The sequence below is a fragment of the Comamonas sp. A7-5 genome (assembly GCF_039581385.1).
Taxonomy (GTDB): domain Bacteria; phylum Pseudomonadota; class Gammaproteobacteria; order Burkholderiales; family Burkholderiaceae_C; genus Comamonas; species Comamonas thiooxydans.
This window is the reverse complement of record NZ_JBCPWO010000002.1, coordinates 418,693-433,091: the sequence shown is the minus strand read 5'-3', so window position 1 is coordinate 433,091 and position 14,399 is coordinate 418,693. Positions and strand designations below refer to the sequence as shown.

The window sequence follows — 14,399 nt, the reverse complement described above, 5'->3', positions numbered from 1 at the left end:
TTTCACGCTGTGCCCGACACTTAGAACTGCTCCCAGCTATCGTCCTCCGCAGTGCTTGCAAGGGACTGCTCCTTGGACCTGGACGCTACCGGCCTGGGAGCTGCAACGGCAGGATGAGCGGCCGGGTTGAGCGCCTTGATCGTCGCTAGCGGCTTTGGGAGCACTGCGGACACGGTCGTGAAAGCCTCGGCATTGCGTCCCAGCTTGAAGACAGAGACCACTTCGGCCAGGCGACGCGCCTGCTCCTGCATGGACAGCGCCGCCGCACTGGACTCCTCCACCAGCGCTGCGTTCTGCTGCGTCATCTGGTCCAGATTGCTCACAGCCTGATTGACCTGATTGATGCCGTCGCGCTGCTCGGTGGACGAGGCCGTGATCTCGCCGATCAGATCGCTGACGCGGCGCACGCTGGCCACGATCTCGCTCATGCTCTGGCCCGCCAGCTCCACCTGCTGCGAGCCCGACTGCACATTGTCCACGCTGGTGGTGATGAGCTGCTTGATCTCCTTGGCCGCCTCGGCGCTGCGCTGCGCCAGGCTGCGCACCTCGCCCGCCACCACGGCAAAACCTCGGCCCTGCTCGCCAGCGCGTGCTGCCTCCACGGCCGCATTCAGGGCCAGGATGTTGGTCTGGAAGGCAATGGAGTCGATCACGCCGATGATGTCGGCAATCTTGCGGCTGCTGTCGGTGATCTGGCCCATGCTCTGCACCACCTGCTGCACCACACGACCGCCTTGCTCGGCGGCCTGGGCGGCTGTCGATGCCAGCTGATTGGCCTGACGCGCAGTGTCGGCAGACTGAGTAACGGTGGCCGTCAGCTCTTCCATGCTGGCTGCGGTTTCCTCGAGATTGGCCGCAGTCTGCTCGGTGCGGGCCGACAGGTCCTGGTTGCCCGTGGCAATCTGGCCCGAGGCCGAAGAGACGGATTCCACGCCCGAGCGCACCTGGCCGACGACGGAGCGCAAGCGCTCGGCCATGGCGTTCAGGGACTTGAGCAGACGGCCCAGTTCGTCATGACGGTCATTGCGCACCGTTGCCGTCAAATCGCCGGCAGCGATGGAGTCGGCCAGAGTTACCGCCTCATTCAACGGAGCGATGATCGAGCGCAGGATCAGAGCCGCCATCGCCAGCCCCAGCAGAACGATCAGGCCGCAGACCAGACCGATAGCCACATAGGCCTGAGATTGGCTTGCTTCGCCATCGGCAACCGCACGTTGGCTGCGTTGCTCCTGCAACTGCACAAACTTGCGCTGCGCATCCACGTAGACCTTGGCGTTGGGACGCAGCTGTTTTTCAACCAGATCGAAGGCCGCCGCAAAATCATTGTCCTTGCGCGCGGTCTGCACGGCTGCATTGCTCTCAAGCGTCACGCGCCTGCGCTCGGCGACCTCGTCCAGCACCTTGCGCGATTCATCGTCAGTGACCAGTTCGTTGAGCTTTTTCTGCAGCTCGGTGATATGCGCAATCCCGTCACTCATCAGCTTGCGCTGCTGCTCCACCAGGTTTTCCTCGGAGGAAATGGCCGCGACGATGGAGCGATCCACACTTTGCTCGGTCAGATGACGCCACTCGCTGGCAATGTTGGCTGCCATTCGGGTACGCGTGGCCTCCTTGGAGATGCTCACGTACACGCGGTCCAGATAGATCAGGCTGCCTGCAGACACCAGCAGCAAGCCCGCCAGCAAGCCAATCACCAAAGCCCACAGCTTTTGTGACACAGAGAACTGATTCAATTTCATTTTTTATCCATCTCAATAGATCAAGCAACACCGTGGCAGCCTTAACGAATTCAGAAACTCACAAGCGCTGTAGCCAATCCTTAATCGGCATACTGGCGGGAGATTTGAGCTTTGTTACAAGCTACGACCGCAATAGCGCTCGTGTTATGACACAAATCATGATTGCGTACAGCCGCCTACAATCAAGCCGTGCCCAAAACCTATCTGAACGCCGATCTGCACTGCCACTCCGTCGTCTCCGACGGCACTCTGACGCCCGAGCAACTGGCTCTGCGTGCTGCCGAGCGAGGGGTTGAGCTCTGGGCGCTGACCGATCACGACGAGGTCGGCGGCCAGCACCGGGCAGCAGCCGCAGCCAGGTCAGCAGGGCTGGACTATCTGACAGGCACTGAAATTTCCGTCAGCTTCTCGGGCAGCGGCGTACATATCGTGGGCCTGGGCTTTGACGCCGATAACGCAGCGCTGACCCAAGGCCTGTACGACACTCGCAACGGTCGCGGCCCACGCGCCCGCGAAATGGCCAGGCAACTGGAACTGGCCGGCATTCCCGGCGCCTATGAAGGAGCACTGCGCCATGCAGGCAACCCCGAGCTGATCTCGCGCACCCACTTCGCGCGCTTTCTCGTGGAGAGCGGAGTCTGCAGCGACACCTATGAAGTCTTCAAACGCTATCTGACAGAAGGCAAACCCGGTTATGTCGCCCATGTCTGGGCGAATCTGGAGGACGCCGTGCGCTGGATCGTGGATGCCGGCGGCGTGGCCGTGATTGCCCACCCGGCACGTTACGACTTGAGCCATAACGAGGAATATGCGCTGTTTTCCAAGTTCAAGGAACTCGGCGGCCAGGGCGTGGAGGTCGTGACCGGCAGCCACCGTCCGCACGAATATGCGATCTATGCCGATCTGGCCCTGGAATTCGGCCTGGCCGCATCGCGCGGCAGCGACTTTCACAGCCCCGATGAATCGCAGATAGACCTGGGGAAGCTGCCCTATCTGCCCAGTCAGCTCACTCCCGTCTGGGAGCTGCTGCAGGACCGCATACAGCGTGCATAAATCACAGAGAGAGATTGCATGACCACCGTTTTTGAAGTCTATCCAGAGAACCCGCAACCCCGCATCATCAAGCAGGCGGCGGACATGCTGCGCAAGGGTGCCATTCTTGCCGTACCCACCGATTCCAGCTATGCCCTGGTCTGCCACCTGGACGACAAGAACGCCGTGGACCGCATGCGCCGCATCCGGCAGATCAACGACAAGCACCACCTCACGCTGCTGTGCCGCGACCTGTCCGAGCTGGCCAACTATGCCCGCGTGGACAACCGCCAGTACCGCTTGCTCAAGCTGGCAACGCCAGGCCCCTACACCTTTATTCTTGAAGCCAGCAAGGAAGTGCCCAAGCGCCTGAGCCACCCTTCGCGCAAGACCATCGGCCTGCGCGTGCCGGATCGCAAAGGTCTGCAACTGCTGCTGGAAGAACTGGGCGAGCCCTTGCTGGCCACCACCTTGATTGCGCCCGGCGAGACCGAGCCGCTCAATGATGCCGAGTCGATTCTGGAGCGCTTCCCCCATGAGCTGGACGCCGTGGTCGACTCCGGTGCCTGCCCGCAGCAACCCACCACGGTGCTGGACCTCACGCCCATGGCCTTGAACAATCCCCCCGTCGTGGTGCGCCAGGGCATGGGCGGCCTGAAAGACATAGGCCTTCAGCCCGAATAGGCGCGGCCTCATGCAGGAACAGCAGCTGCCGCAAGACTTTGTTCAGCGCCACTGGCCCTGGCTCATCGTCTCTTTGTGCGCTTACTCCTTGGTCGTGGCGCTGGTGTTTCGGCAGACATCCCAGCTATGGACGGTCTATGCCCTCGCGACCCTCTGGACGGCATGGACGATTCGGGCTTATGCGGGAGGCAAGTCATTCCATGTCTCGCCAGGGCTGTCGGCACAGGCCGATGACTCCATACTGCGCCGCAGAGTCCTGCTGGGAACGGCTATCTGCCTCCATTTCGGCTTTACCGTCGTGGCCATTTACGGCTATCTGCACGAAGCTCGCTGAATCAAAGCTCTTCATAGGCCAGCTCGCGGGCACGAGCTGGACGCGCCTGCGCGGCCCCGGCTCCGCGCGGAGCCGGCATGGCAGAAGGAGCCAGACAAGGTGACTCATCGTCATCGAGTTTGAAGGCCCCCACCGCCTGCTGCAGATCCTGCGTGCGCGCATTGAGCGCAGCAGCGGCTTGCGTGGCCTGCATGACCAGGGCGGCATTTTCCTGATTGGTGCTGTCCATGTGAGCCACGGCCGTATTCACATGGGCGATGCCCTCGCTTTGCTGCTGCAGCGCACCGGAGATTTCGCTCAGCAGACCTGTGACCTGACCTACGGACTGCATGATTTCCTTCATGGTGCTGCCGGCCTGGCCCACCAGGCCAGAGCCGCTTTCCACCTGAGTCACGCTGGCCGTGATCAGCTCCTTGATCTGTTTGGCCGCTTCGGCACTGCGCTGCGCCAGCGAGCGCACCTCGCTGGCCACCACGGCAAAGCCACGCCCCTGCTCTCCGGCACGGGCCGCTTCCACGGCCGCATTGAGGGCCAGGATATTGGTCTGGAAGGCGATGCCTTCAATGACCTGAATGATGTCCACAATCTTGCGCGAGCTGCCGCTGATGGCATCCATGGTGTGAACGACCTGGTCCACCACATCACCGCCACGTCCGGCCGTGGCCGATGCAGTGACTGCCAGAGAGCTGGCCGAATGAGCGCGCTCTGCGTTCTGGCGCACGGTGACGGTGAGCTGCTCCATGCTGGCTGCGGTTTCGGTCAGCGCGCTGACCTGCTGCTCGGTGCGGCTGGAGAGGTTGATGTTGCCCGCATCGATTTCATAGGCCGAAACGGCCAGCGAATCGGTGGACTGCTTGATGCGCCCCACCAACTCGGTCAGCGTGTCTTCCATGGTGCTCAGCGCGGTCAGAAGACGACCGAACTCGCCTTCGGCATTCGAAGAGAACTCCTTGCTCAAATCACCTGCTGCCACGGTCTCGGCAATCAGGATGGCTTCCTGCAATGGCGCCACGATGCGGCGGCGCAGGCTGATCCAGGACCAGGTGCAGGAAATGCAGACCCAGGCGCCCAGTGCCAGCAGCCACCAGCGCGAACGCTCGACCTCCGCCATCAAGTTCTGCGACTGCTGCGCCGTGAGCGATCCCGCCTTGAGCACCTCCAGCACATCAGACATCGCTGACCAGGCAATTCCCATCAAAGCCAGGACAAAAACACTGATGCTGACAAATGCAATCACCAGTCGCTTGCTTACCGTCATATTGATCCCCTTGCCCTGTCCTGCCGAACGCCGTGTTATGTATTGATTTCGTCAACCCGCACAAAACCTGTTCCGCTGTGCAGGCAGCAACCACGGATTTGCGCGAGTTGCATTTTGCAACATCTGGTTTACCACACAACTATGTGCAACCCGTATTTCTGCAACAGCAAACGGCTTGTCCCGGTACAAGACAGCAGCTTGGCGCGGCGTCTGAGACAATCAGTGCGTGGAACTCACCGAACTCATACAAACCGTACTGATTTATGCACTGCCCGTGCTGTTCGCCATCACCATTCATGAGGCGGCGCACGGCTATGCTGCGCGTCACTTTGGCGACAACACCGCAGCCATGATGGGTCGCATCACGCTCAACCCCATCAAGCATATCGACCCCATCGGCACCATCTTGATGCCGCTGCTGCTGTATTTCGCTACCTCGGGCGCGTTTCTTTTCGGCTATGCCAAGCCCGTGCCCGTGCGCTTTGACCATCTGCGCCACCCCAAGCGCGACATGATCTGGGTAGCGCTGGCCGGCCCTGCCTCCAATTTCGTGCAGGCCGTGTTCTGGGGCCTGCTGCTGATCGTCTTGGTAGGCACAGGTCTGCACGAGCGCTTTTTCCTAGAGATGTGCCGCGCCGGCATTCTGGTCAACCTGGTGATGTGGGCTTTCAATCTCTTTCCGCTGCCGCCTCTGGACGGTGGCCGCATTCTGGTCGGTCTGCTGCCCTGGAAACAGGCGCAACTGGTGGCGCGTGTCGAGCCCTATGGCTTTTTCATCGTCATGGCACTGGTGATTGCCGGCGTGGTCGGCAGCTACTGGCTGCGCCCGTTGATGAGCCTGGGCTACTCGGCCATCGATCTGATCCTCTACCCCTTCATGGCCTTGCTGCGCTGAACCCAGCGCCTGGTCTGCTACTGATATCTGTTGTTGATCCCTATGAGCACCACTCGTTTTCTGACCGGCATCACCCCCAGCGGAACCCCACACCTGGGCAACTACGCAGGCATGATGCGCCCCGCCATCGAAGCCAGTCGCGACAAGAATGTGGAGAACTTCTACTTTCTGGCCGACTACCACGCGCTCATCAAGTGCCAGGACCCCGAGCGCGTGCAGCGCTCGACCATCGAAATCGCCGCCAGTTGGCTGGCCGCTGGTCTCGACCCCGAGCATGTGACCTTCTACCGCCAGTCGGACATCCCCGAGATTCCGGAGCTGACCTGGTTCCTGACCTGCGTGACTGGCAAGGGCCTGCTCAACCGCGCCCACGCCTACAAGGCGGCGGTGGACAAGAACAATGCATCCGGCAGCGAACCTGACGACGGCGTGACCGCCGGTCTCTTCATGTACCCCGTGCTCATGGGTGCCGACATTCTGATCTTCAACGCCAACAAGGTTCCTGTGGGCCGCGATCAGGTGCAACACCTGGAGATGGCACGTGACATGGCGTCGAGCTTCAACCACATCTACGGCGGCGAGTACTTCACGCTGCCTGAGGCCGTGGTGGAGGAGTCCGTCGCCACCCTGCCCGGCCTTGACGGCCGCAAGATGAGCAAGAGCTACAACAACACGATTCCGCTGTTTGCGCCACGTGAACAACTCAGGAAGCTCATCAACAGCATCACCACCGACTCGCGCGCCCCCGGCGAGGCCAAGGAAGTCGAAGGCTCCGCCCTGTTCCAGATCTATCAAGGCTTTGCCAGCGAAGAGGAAAGTGCCGCCCTGCGCCAGCAATATGCCGAAGGCATTGCCTGGGGCGATGCCAAGCAGATCCTGTTCGAGCGCATCGACCGTGAAATCGCCCCCATGCGCGAGCGTTATGAATACCTGATTGCCCACCCGGCAGAGCTGGAAGAGATTCTTCAGGCGGGTGCCATCAAGGCACGCAAGCTGGCGACTCCTTTGCTGCAGCAACTGCGCGGCGCCGTCGGCATCCGCAACCTGGCGCAAGCCAGCAAGGCCAAGACCAAGGCTGCCAAGACTGCACTGCCCCAGTTCAAGCAGTATCGCGAATCCGATGGCCAGTTCTACTTCAAGCTGGTGGCCGCTGACGGTCAGCTGCTGCTGCAAAGCCTGGGCTTTACCGCCCCCAAGGAAGCGGGGCAGAACATCGCCCGGTTGCAGCGCGAAGGCGCGACGGCTCTGGCCGCCATCAAGCCGTGCCTGCAGACACTGGATGGTGTCAGCGATGACCTGGTGATCCAGGCTCTGGAACAACTGCGTGAGGCGGCCGAGCAATAGCTCCTCGCTGCCCGATGGACGCTGCCTCCGAATTCAAAGGACAGCGTGGATGTAATCCTTCGCACTAAAGGAACTACCGATGCGTATTGCTGCTCTGGATGACGATCCGCTACAACTGGAACTGTTGCAACAAGTCGCGACGGAAGCCGGACATAGCTGTCACTCTTACCTCAAGGGGGCCGCCCTGCAGCAAGCCCTGCGCCGCGAAAGCTTCGATTTGCTGCTGATTGACTGGGAGCTGCCCGATAGCAGCGGTCCGGATATCGTGCGCTGGGTGCGCGAGCAGATCAGCAAGGAAGTGCCGGTCATCTTCGTGACCCACCGCAGCGAAGAGGCCGACATTGTCGAAGGCCTGGCCAGCGGCGCCGATGACTTCATGATCAAGCCCATACGTGCGGGCGAGCTGCGTGCTCGCATCTCCGCCCTGCTGCGCCGCGCCTATCCGCTGACCGCACAAAGCGTGCTGGACTTCGGCCCCTACCGCTTTCTCACCACCACCAATGGCATAGAGATGGACGGCCAGCCCGTGGAGGTTACGCACCGTGAATACACTCTGGCACTGACGCTGTTCCAGAACCAGGGCCGTTTGCTCTCGCGCGATCATCTGCGCGAAGTCGTCTGGGGCCACAACGCCGAGGTGCAGTCGCGCTCGCTGGACACCCATGTCTCGCGCCTGCGCAATCTGCTGAACCTGCGCGCCGGTCAGCCCTATGCCATTTCAGCCGTTTATGGCTATGGTTACCGCCTGGATGTCCCCGAAGCTGCGCAGCCCGCAGCCCCAGCTGCCTGAGTTCGGCAGCCCCATAACCTAGCTTTAAAAATGCCTGATTTACGTCAAAACCTCTTTTCCGTCCACTCCCCGATGCCCATTCTTAGTGCAGGCATGTTGTGGGTGGCGTTTGGAGGGATGACGGCAACAGGTCTGGCCCATGCCCAGATCACTCCCCGCGGCAACGATGTCATTGCCCACCGCGTGGTGACTGGAGATACGCTGGAGATGCTGGCAGCACGCTATCTGGGCGACCACAAGCGCTGGACAGCGCTGCAAAGTCACAACAAGGTGGAAAACCCCCTGCGCCTGCGCCCCGGTTCGGTGCTGGAAATTCCCACGCGTCTGTTGCGCGCCGCGATGGCTTCGGTGGTGTTTGTGCAAGGCGATGTGCAAAGCACACGCTCTGCGAGCCATCTCGCAGACTCCGTCAACGCGCCGCCTCAGCCCGTGCAAAAAGGCCAGCTGCTGCAGGAAGGCGATTCGCTCCAGGTTCCGGCCAACGCCTTTGTCTCCGTGCGCCTGGCAGATGGCTCACTGGTGCGCGTGCAGTCCGAATCCGATGTCGAGCTGCGCCAGATGCGCCGCAAAGGCCGAGCCGGCAGTCTGCAGTCCATCATCGATCTGCGCGAGGGCGCAATTGAAGCAAAAGTGTCCAGGCAAGCCAATGGCGAGCGCCGCTTCGAGGTGCGCACCCCGGCGGCCTCGACCAGCGTGCGCGGCACCCAGTTTCTGGTGATGAGTGATGACGAGGGCCGCACGGCTGCTGCCGTCGACGAAGGCTCGGTCGCCGTGCAGACGGGCCAGCCCTCAGCCTTGCTCAGGCCAGGTCAAGGTCTGTCCGTCTCCGCAAACGGCCAGATCGGCAAGCCCACAACCATGCTGGGCGCTCCCGATATTTCGGCCTGGCCCGCTCTTGTCGAAGACGCCAACTGGGTCAGCCTGCCCCTGCCAGCCATGGCTGGTGCCGTGCGCTACCAAGTGCTGCTCGCTCAGGACAAGGAGCTGACCCAGATCGTGCGCGGCGGCATGTTCACAAGGTCACCAGCACGCCTGACGGGTGTCGAAGACGGCAGCTACATTGCGGCCATTCGCGCCATTGACGCCAACGGCATTCCTGGCAAACGCAGCCTGCAAGTGTTGCGCGTCAAAGCTCATCCGGTGCCGCCGCTCTATGAGTCTCCAGCACCTGAAGCCACCATCGGACAGGGCCAGCACGGCCTGCAATGCACCCAGGTAGCGGAAGCCTCGGCCTACCGCATCCAGGTAGCCACCGCCGACGGCAGCTTTGCCCAGCCGCTGATCGACGCCAACGACCTCAAGGACTGCGCCCTGCCTGCCAGTGCGCTGGCCAAGCTGCCTGTCGGCGAATATATGTGGCGCGTAGGCAGCATCCGTAAGCTCGGCAACGGCCAGCCGGATGCGGGTCCTTTCGCAGCCCCGCAAAAGATGAAACTGGCCCTGGCACCCAAATCGCCCGAGCTGGAGATCGGCGGCGCGCCCGGCGAAGGCAGCAGCCATATTCACTGGGCAGGTGAAGAGGGTCAACGCTACCGTATCGTGGTGGCCAGCGACGCCGGTTTCACTGCGCCCCTGATCGACACCTGGATAACCCAGCCTCAGTGGAGCACGCAGGATCTGCCCCCTGGCACCTACTATCTGCAGATGCAGGTCGAGGATGCCAACGGCCTGCGCAGCAATCTCTCTGTCGCGCGCCAATTCCAGACCGGCAACTGGGTGACCTCGTCCGAGGGGCAGGCGCTGACTTCCGGCGACGGTTCACGCCTGATGCGCCAGTAAAAACCATAGCTACCAGCGCTTGAATTCCATGAAGCTTCATAGGATTCATATCTTGATCACTTATATGACAAGCGCTGGAAGCTATTTTTTTATGAGCTTCTCACCGAGTCACCCACATGGTTGAAGCGCCCAACCTGCGTAAAAACCGCTTGCAGGACCTGCGCCTGAGCTGGCTGCTGCTCAGCGCTTTCCTGCTCGGCATGACCTGGTGGCTCAGCGGCCCGGGGCAGCTGGCACGTTTCAACGGCATTATTCAGGACACCTCGGCCTGGCTTCACCAGCGTCCAGCCTCGCCCGATGTTGTCATCGTGGCCATCGACGATGACAGCATCGACAGCATAGGCCGCTGGCCCTGGCGGCGTGCACTGCACGCCGCCGTGCTGGAGCGCATCACTCAAGGACAGCCCCGCGCCATCGGCATGGATGTGGTCTTCAGCGAGGAAGACTGGGACTACCCCGGCGACGATCTGCTGCTGCAACGAGCACTGCAAAAAAGCGGCAACGTAGTGCTGCCCGTCACGCGCGCCGCGCAAAGCGCCGCCACCGCCCCTTTACAGAGCCTTGCCAGCGAGGCTGCTGCTCTGGGGCACACCCAGATGCCTGTGGATGCCGACGGCGTGGTGCGACGCTTTTATGCGCAGGAAGGCAAGGCCGGCCAGCTCTGGTGGCATATGGCGCTGAGCCTGCACTGCGTGGGCCAGACCACCCGACCCTGCCAACCATCTGCCCCACCTCCAGCAGACTCGGTTGCAGCCAACTCCTGGCAAAAGCTGCAGCCCCAGTTCATCGCTTTTGCCCGGGCCTCGCGGGACCGCCAGAACAGCCCGGGCTCGCCGTTCACCACCTACTCCTATATCGACATCCTGCGCGGCAATATCCCAGCGGTCGCTTTTCGCGGCAAATACGTGCTGATTGGAGCCACTGCCGCTGGTCTTGGCGAAAAATTCACGGCCCCCATCGGCTTTGATGCGCGCCTGATCTCGAATGTGGAGATGCTGGGCCATGTGCTCAACGGCATCCTTGAGGACACACATCTGGAGCCAGCCACTGCCACGCTCAACCGCAGCCTCAATGTGCTGCCCGTGCTGCTGGGCCTGCTGGCTCTGGCCTGGCTCGGCCCTTCTGGCGGGCTGATTTCAAGCATCCTGCTGGCCTTGCTCAGTCTGTCGATAGCCGGTTTGGCGCCGCGTTGGGGTCATGTACAGACAGCCCCCGCGGCGGCACTGCTGGGCCTGTCGCTTGCCTACCCGCTCTGGAGCTGGCTGCGCCTGCGCGCCGCCACACGCTTTCTGGCGCTGGAGCTGCGCGATCTGCAAGGCCAGGGCCTGCCCGCCCCCTCGCTCAAGAGCGACGCACTCGATCAGCGGATCGACGCTGTGGAGCAAGCCTCGCGCCAGCTGCGCGCATTGCATCACTTTGTCAGCGAAAGCCTGCGCCAGCTGCCCTCGGCCACTTTTGTCTGCGACCGCGAAGGGCTGCTGCTGCTTGCCAACACGGCCGCGCACCGCTATATCGAAAGCCTGGAGCACAAACTCCAGCAAGGTGACGATCTGGTCGCCCTGCTCCACGGCCTGAACAGCGCCAGCAGCGACGGCGGCCGCGCTGCCAGCAGCACGCCACTGCTCACGCACAGTGCATTGCAGCAAGCCACTCTGTCACGCCAGAGCGAAGGGCGCGACACCCAGGGCCGCCATCTGATGCTGCTGAGCCAGAGCTTCGAGGCACCGCCCACCTCGGGCTGGCTCATCACCCTGGTCGATATCAGCGACCTGCGCAGCGCACAGGCCCAGCGCGACCAGGCCATGCAGTTCATCTCCCACGATATCCGTGCACCGATAGGCTCCATCATCACCTTGCTGGAGATGCAGCGCACAGGCAAGCGCATCGATTCGCAAGATGCACTGTTTGACCGCATTGAGGGCTATGCCCAGTCGTCTCTTCAGCTGGCAGACGATTTTGTGCATCTGGCCAGAGCCCAGCAGCAGCAATACCGCAGCGAAGTCCTGGACCTGGGCCTGCTGGCGGATCAGGCCGTCTCGGATTGCTGGACCCTTGCCCAGCAGCAGAACATGCAACTGGTATTCCAGCTGCCGGATGCCGAAGCCTGCGTGCATGGCGACCCCGGCCTGCTGCACCGCGCCGTCATCAACCTGTTGAGCAATGCCATCAAATACGGCAAGCCACAGACTGGGGATGGCGGTGCCCAAGTGGAAGTCGCCGTTGTCGAGCAAGACAGCCAATGGGGCATCGCCGTGCGCGATCACGGCTCAGGCATGGACGAGGCATCGCTGGCCAGACTCAGCCAGCCCTTCGAGCGCCTGCAGCAACACCAGCGCATGGATGGCGTGGGCCTGGGCCTGGCCTTCACGCGCACCGTGGCACAGCGTCATGGCGGCAGCCTGCAGATAAGCAGCCAGCTGGGCCAAGGCAGCAGCTTCACCTTGCTGATACCCAAAGCCTGAGCCCAGAAACGAAAAAGCCTCAGAACTTTTCAGTTCTGAGGCTTGACGTTTTGTGGTGCGGCTGGCAGGAATCGAACCCACGACCCCTTGGTTCGTAGCCAAGTACTCTATCCAGCTGAGCTACAGCCGCAACAGGGTTGTATTCTAGCAGTGCAAAAACGGCTCTCGGACCAAATCGACAACTTTTTCACGTTCATGCAAAGAAAAAGCCTGCCATCAATGAAGACGGCAGGCTTTCATGCAGCTTGGTAGGGCGTGGCGGACTTGAACCGACGACCAAAGGATTATGAGTCTCAACCAACATCCCGCAATAGGTCAGCTTTGTCTGCAAATTCAACAGCTTAGAGCTTCTAAGTTCCGCAATAACCCAGCATCGTCCCTCTATGTGGTTGACTACTCGTTGACACTGGCTTCAAGGTTGGGCTCGGTTCAGAGGCGTAGGAGAAGGGAACGGGTAGGCGTTCTCAGGAAGGCTTTGCAAGCGCTGCTCAGTCTCCGCTGACACCATCTTGATTAGCCCACACTGCGTACCTGCATAGCTGTGGAAATAAGGCTGGATCAGCTTAAAGCCCCGGTCATCGCCAGACTGAAAGTAACGAAAAATCCAGTACGCAACAAGATCGGCCAACTGAATTAGACGTGATGCCTTTGAATCCAGAAAGAGCGGAACTTCAGCGAAATTCCTCAACTTTCCATTCGTATGACCTTGATGTTTAAAAAAATGTGAAAGTGTTTGAAGCTTTTCCTCATATGAGGTCTTATCGAAGATGACAAGCCCACGTTGAGGATTCTTTTTCAAATACATGGAAGCCAAGTACTTATCAAACTCAGACGACACATTCTCAAAAGACTTACTCAGAATTTGGTCTTGGTGCAGCAATGATTTCTCAATTACTGAAGCAAAAACTCGGACCTTTAACTGAGGATTAGAAAGCAGTGCCAAGATATCAACCACTGCTTGAACTCGATCTGCGGGGGGAATGCCATGCCACATTTCCTTCCCAGCACGCATCACCGCGCCATGAAATTCAACAGCGCTCGGATTCTCCGCATTAAACCGAGTCGCAATTGGATCAATTGCTGACTCTAGCCAGTGTGTTTGTCTCTCAAAGACACTAAACCCAGCAAGCACGAAGAAATTCGAGCTAGGGTCATGCGAGTGCCCAGACTCATCAAGGTAAAGAAGATACACAAGAGACCTTTTGGACAAACAAAAACGGACCGCAATTGCGATCCGTCAATAGAAGGTAAGCCGGGTGGAACAATCGTCCAACGCACCGTAACAAGGACAGCACTCCCGACTAGGGAACAAATGTTATCTTAGGTCACTTTTCTTGTCAAGTGCTCCAGCAGAAAGGTTTGCCCAGCCTTCCACTCGCCGTGGAGGCAGCCCCGGGAGATGCTTAACGGCCTTCGGCCTACATCCCCCGGCGTTGCCGGTAGCGTGAGTCGTTGCAGGAGCGTCAAGAGCTTTCGCGGCATAAACGGTTTCCTCCCCGCATGCGGGTCCCCTCCATTTATTCCACGGTCTCTTGACACTCCTTCAACGAAAGACAACCTCAACGATTAACGTGGCAGGCTAGATGCACCAAGCTCAGGTCTCTCAAATCATGGATGTGCGCCGAAAGACGAATTTGGCGAAGTGAGGCCCCTCTCAAGAGCTAATAGTCCTAAAAAAGCCCACTACTTATAAGGTGCTGTGACCTTAAAACCCAATCTTTCGTCTTTCGGGGGCTTTTGTGCATCGCTCCCCATGGCATTTCGTCTTTCGCCGCGGTGAGCGGCATGCTGCGAGCGAAAGCGCAAGAGTTAAGCATGATGGTCTAATACTTAGATCAGTACATCGCTTGGAACATTGAGATGAAAACTGAACCTCAGCTCGATCCATATCTCAATCAATTCTTGAACCTCCTGGCTCAGGACATCGCTCAACATCCAGGAGCTGCTCAACCCATCGCCCCCAGCATGGCACTGCGCAGCCTGGCACTAATTGACGGTGTCGAAATTGACATAGATAAGCCATTGCCAGCGACTGACGAGTGAGCCGACCTTGATATGTCCGCAGTGGCGGACACCTAGCAA

Annotated in this window: 12 protein-coding genes and 1 tRNA gene; 9 read left to right on the top strand and 4 right to left on the bottom strand. The window is 60.3% G+C overall.

What is annotated here, in order from left to right:
• Nucleotides 1–20 precede the first annotated feature (20 nt).
• Nucleotides 21–1,739 carry a methyl-accepting chemotaxis protein gene (locus tag AAIL67_RS04940; protein ID WP_343483493.1) on the bottom strand — a complete coding sequence of 573 codons (1,719 nt, stop codon included), beginning with the start codon at nt 1,737–1,739 and terminating at the stop codon, nt 21–23.
• Nucleotides 1,740–1,928: 189 nt separating this feature from the next.
• Here AAIL67_RS04940 and AAIL67_RS04935 point away from each other — a divergent pair, with 189 nt between their 5' ends.
• The 3 genes from AAIL67_RS04935 to AAIL67_RS04925 are packed head-to-tail and all read left to right on the top strand — an operon-like array spanning nt 1,929 to nt 3,789.
• Nucleotides 1,929–2,792 carry a 3',5'-nucleoside bisphosphate phosphatase gene (locus tag AAIL67_RS04935; protein WP_343483492.1) on the top strand — a complete coding sequence of 288 codons (864 nt, stop codon included), beginning with the start codon at nt 1,929–1,931 and terminating at the stop codon, nt 2,790–2,792.
• An 18-nt stretch (nt 2,793–2,810) separates the two neighbouring features.
• Nucleotides 2,811–3,455: an L-threonylcarbamoyladenylate synthase gene (locus tag AAIL67_RS04930; protein WP_003066094.1), complete on the top strand. Its 645-nt coding sequence runs from the start codon at nt 2,811–2,813 to the stop codon at nt 3,453–3,455.
• Between the two features lie 10 nt (nt 3,456–3,465).
• Entirely contained in the window at nt 3,466–3,789 is a 324-nt protein-coding gene (locus tag AAIL67_RS04925) for a hypothetical protein (RefSeq protein ID WP_343483491.1), read from the top strand.
• Between the two features lies 1 nt (nt 3,790).
• On the opposite strand, the gene AAIL67_RS04920 is transcribed toward AAIL67_RS04925, so the two are convergent.
• Nucleotides 3,791–5,047, bottom strand: coding sequence for a methyl-accepting chemotaxis protein (locus tag AAIL67_RS04920; protein ID WP_034381733.1), 1,257 nt, complete (start codon nt 5,045–5,047; stop codon nt 3,791–3,793).
• A gap of 226 nt (nt 5,048–5,273) precedes the next feature.
• Here AAIL67_RS04920 and AAIL67_RS04915 point away from each other — a divergent pair, with 226 nt between their 5' ends.
• From AAIL67_RS04915 to AAIL67_RS04895, 5 genes are all read left to right on the top strand, one after another.
• Nucleotides 5,274–5,942, top strand: coding sequence for a site-2 protease family protein (locus AAIL67_RS04915; RefSeq protein ID WP_003066089.1), 669 nt, complete (start codon nt 5,274–5,276; stop codon nt 5,940–5,942).
• Nucleotides 5,943–5,984: 42 nt separating this feature from the next.
• The gene (locus AAIL67_RS04910) at nt 5,985–7,286 is read left to right on the top strand and encodes a tryptophan--tRNA ligase (RefSeq protein WP_034357651.1); all 1,302 of its coding nucleotides are present in this window, start codon (nt 5,985–5,987) and stop codon (nt 7,284–7,286) included.
• 79 nt (nt 7,287–7,365) lie between these two features.
• Entirely contained in the window at nt 7,366–8,076 is a 711-nt protein-coding gene (locus AAIL67_RS04905) for a response regulator transcription factor (RefSeq protein WP_034357649.1), read from the top strand.
• A gap of 72 nt (nt 8,077–8,148) precedes the next feature.
• Complete coding sequence (locus AAIL67_RS04900) at nt 8,149–9,855, top strand: FecR domain-containing protein (protein ID WP_063661751.1); 1,707 nt, start codon at nt 8,149–8,151, stop codon at nt 9,853–9,855.
• A gap of 116 nt (nt 9,856–9,971) precedes the next feature.
• Nucleotides 9,972–12,317 carry a CHASE2 domain-containing protein gene (locus tag AAIL67_RS04895; RefSeq protein ID WP_063661753.1) on the top strand — a complete coding sequence of 782 codons (2,346 nt, stop codon included), beginning with the start codon at nt 9,972–9,974 and terminating at the stop codon, nt 12,315–12,317.
• 53 nt (nt 12,318–12,370) lie between these two features.
• Here the strand turns inward: AAIL67_RS04895 and AAIL67_RS04890 are convergent.
• Together AAIL67_RS04890 and AAIL67_RS04885 are read right to left on the bottom strand one after the other, a co-directional pair.
• A tRNA-Arg gene (locus AAIL67_RS04890) sits at nt 12,371–12,447 on the bottom strand.
• A 282-nt stretch (nt 12,448–12,729) separates the two neighbouring features.
• Nucleotides 12,730–13,509: a DUF3800 domain-containing protein gene (locus tag AAIL67_RS04885; protein ID WP_343483490.1), complete on the bottom strand. Its 780-nt coding sequence runs from the start codon at nt 13,507–13,509 to the stop codon at nt 12,730–12,732.
• Between the two features lie 668 nt (nt 13,510–14,177).
• On the opposite strand from AAIL67_RS04885, the gene AAIL67_RS04880 reads away from it, so the two are divergent.
• Nucleotides 14,178–14,360, top strand: coding sequence for a type II toxin-antitoxin system PrlF family antitoxin (locus AAIL67_RS04880; RefSeq protein WP_343483489.1), 183 nt, complete (start codon nt 14,178–14,180; stop codon nt 14,358–14,360).
• Nucleotides 14,361–14,399: the final 39 nt, after the last annotated feature.

What these genes read in the sequence shown, in the direction of transcription:
- AAIL67_RS04895 (WP_063661753.1), top strand. Translation starts at nt 9,972, where the DNA reads ATGGTTGAAGCGCCCAACCTGCGTAAAAACCGCTTGCAGGACCTGCGC.
- AAIL67_RS04940 (WP_343483493.1), bottom strand. Translation starts at nt 1,739, where the DNA reads ATGAAATTGAATCAGTTCTCTGTGTCACAAAAGCTGTGGGCTTTGGTG.
- AAIL67_RS04925 (WP_343483491.1), top strand. Translation starts at nt 3,466, where the DNA reads ATGCAGGAACAGCAGCTGCCGCAAGACTTTGTTCAGCGCCACTGGCCC.
- AAIL67_RS04905 (WP_034357649.1), top strand. Translation starts at nt 7,366, where the DNA reads ATGCGTATTGCTGCTCTGGATGACGATCCGCTACAACTGGAACTGTTG.
- AAIL67_RS04880 (WP_343483489.1), top strand. Translation starts at nt 14,178, where the DNA reads ATGAAAACTGAACCTCAGCTCGATCCATATCTCAATCAATTCTTGAAC.
- AAIL67_RS04920 (WP_034381733.1), bottom strand. Translation starts at nt 5,047, where the DNA reads ATGACGGTAAGCAAGCGACTGGTGATTGCATTTGTCAGCATCAGTGTT.
- AAIL67_RS04910 (WP_034357651.1), top strand. Translation starts at nt 5,985, where the DNA reads ATGAGCACCACTCGTTTTCTGACCGGCATCACCCCCAGCGGAACCCCA.
- AAIL67_RS04900 (WP_063661751.1), top strand. Translation starts at nt 8,149, where the DNA reads ATGCCCATTCTTAGTGCAGGCATGTTGTGGGTGGCGTTTGGAGGGATG.
- AAIL67_RS04930 (WP_003066094.1), top strand. Translation starts at nt 2,811, where the DNA reads ATGACCACCGTTTTTGAAGTCTATCCAGAGAACCCGCAACCCCGCATC.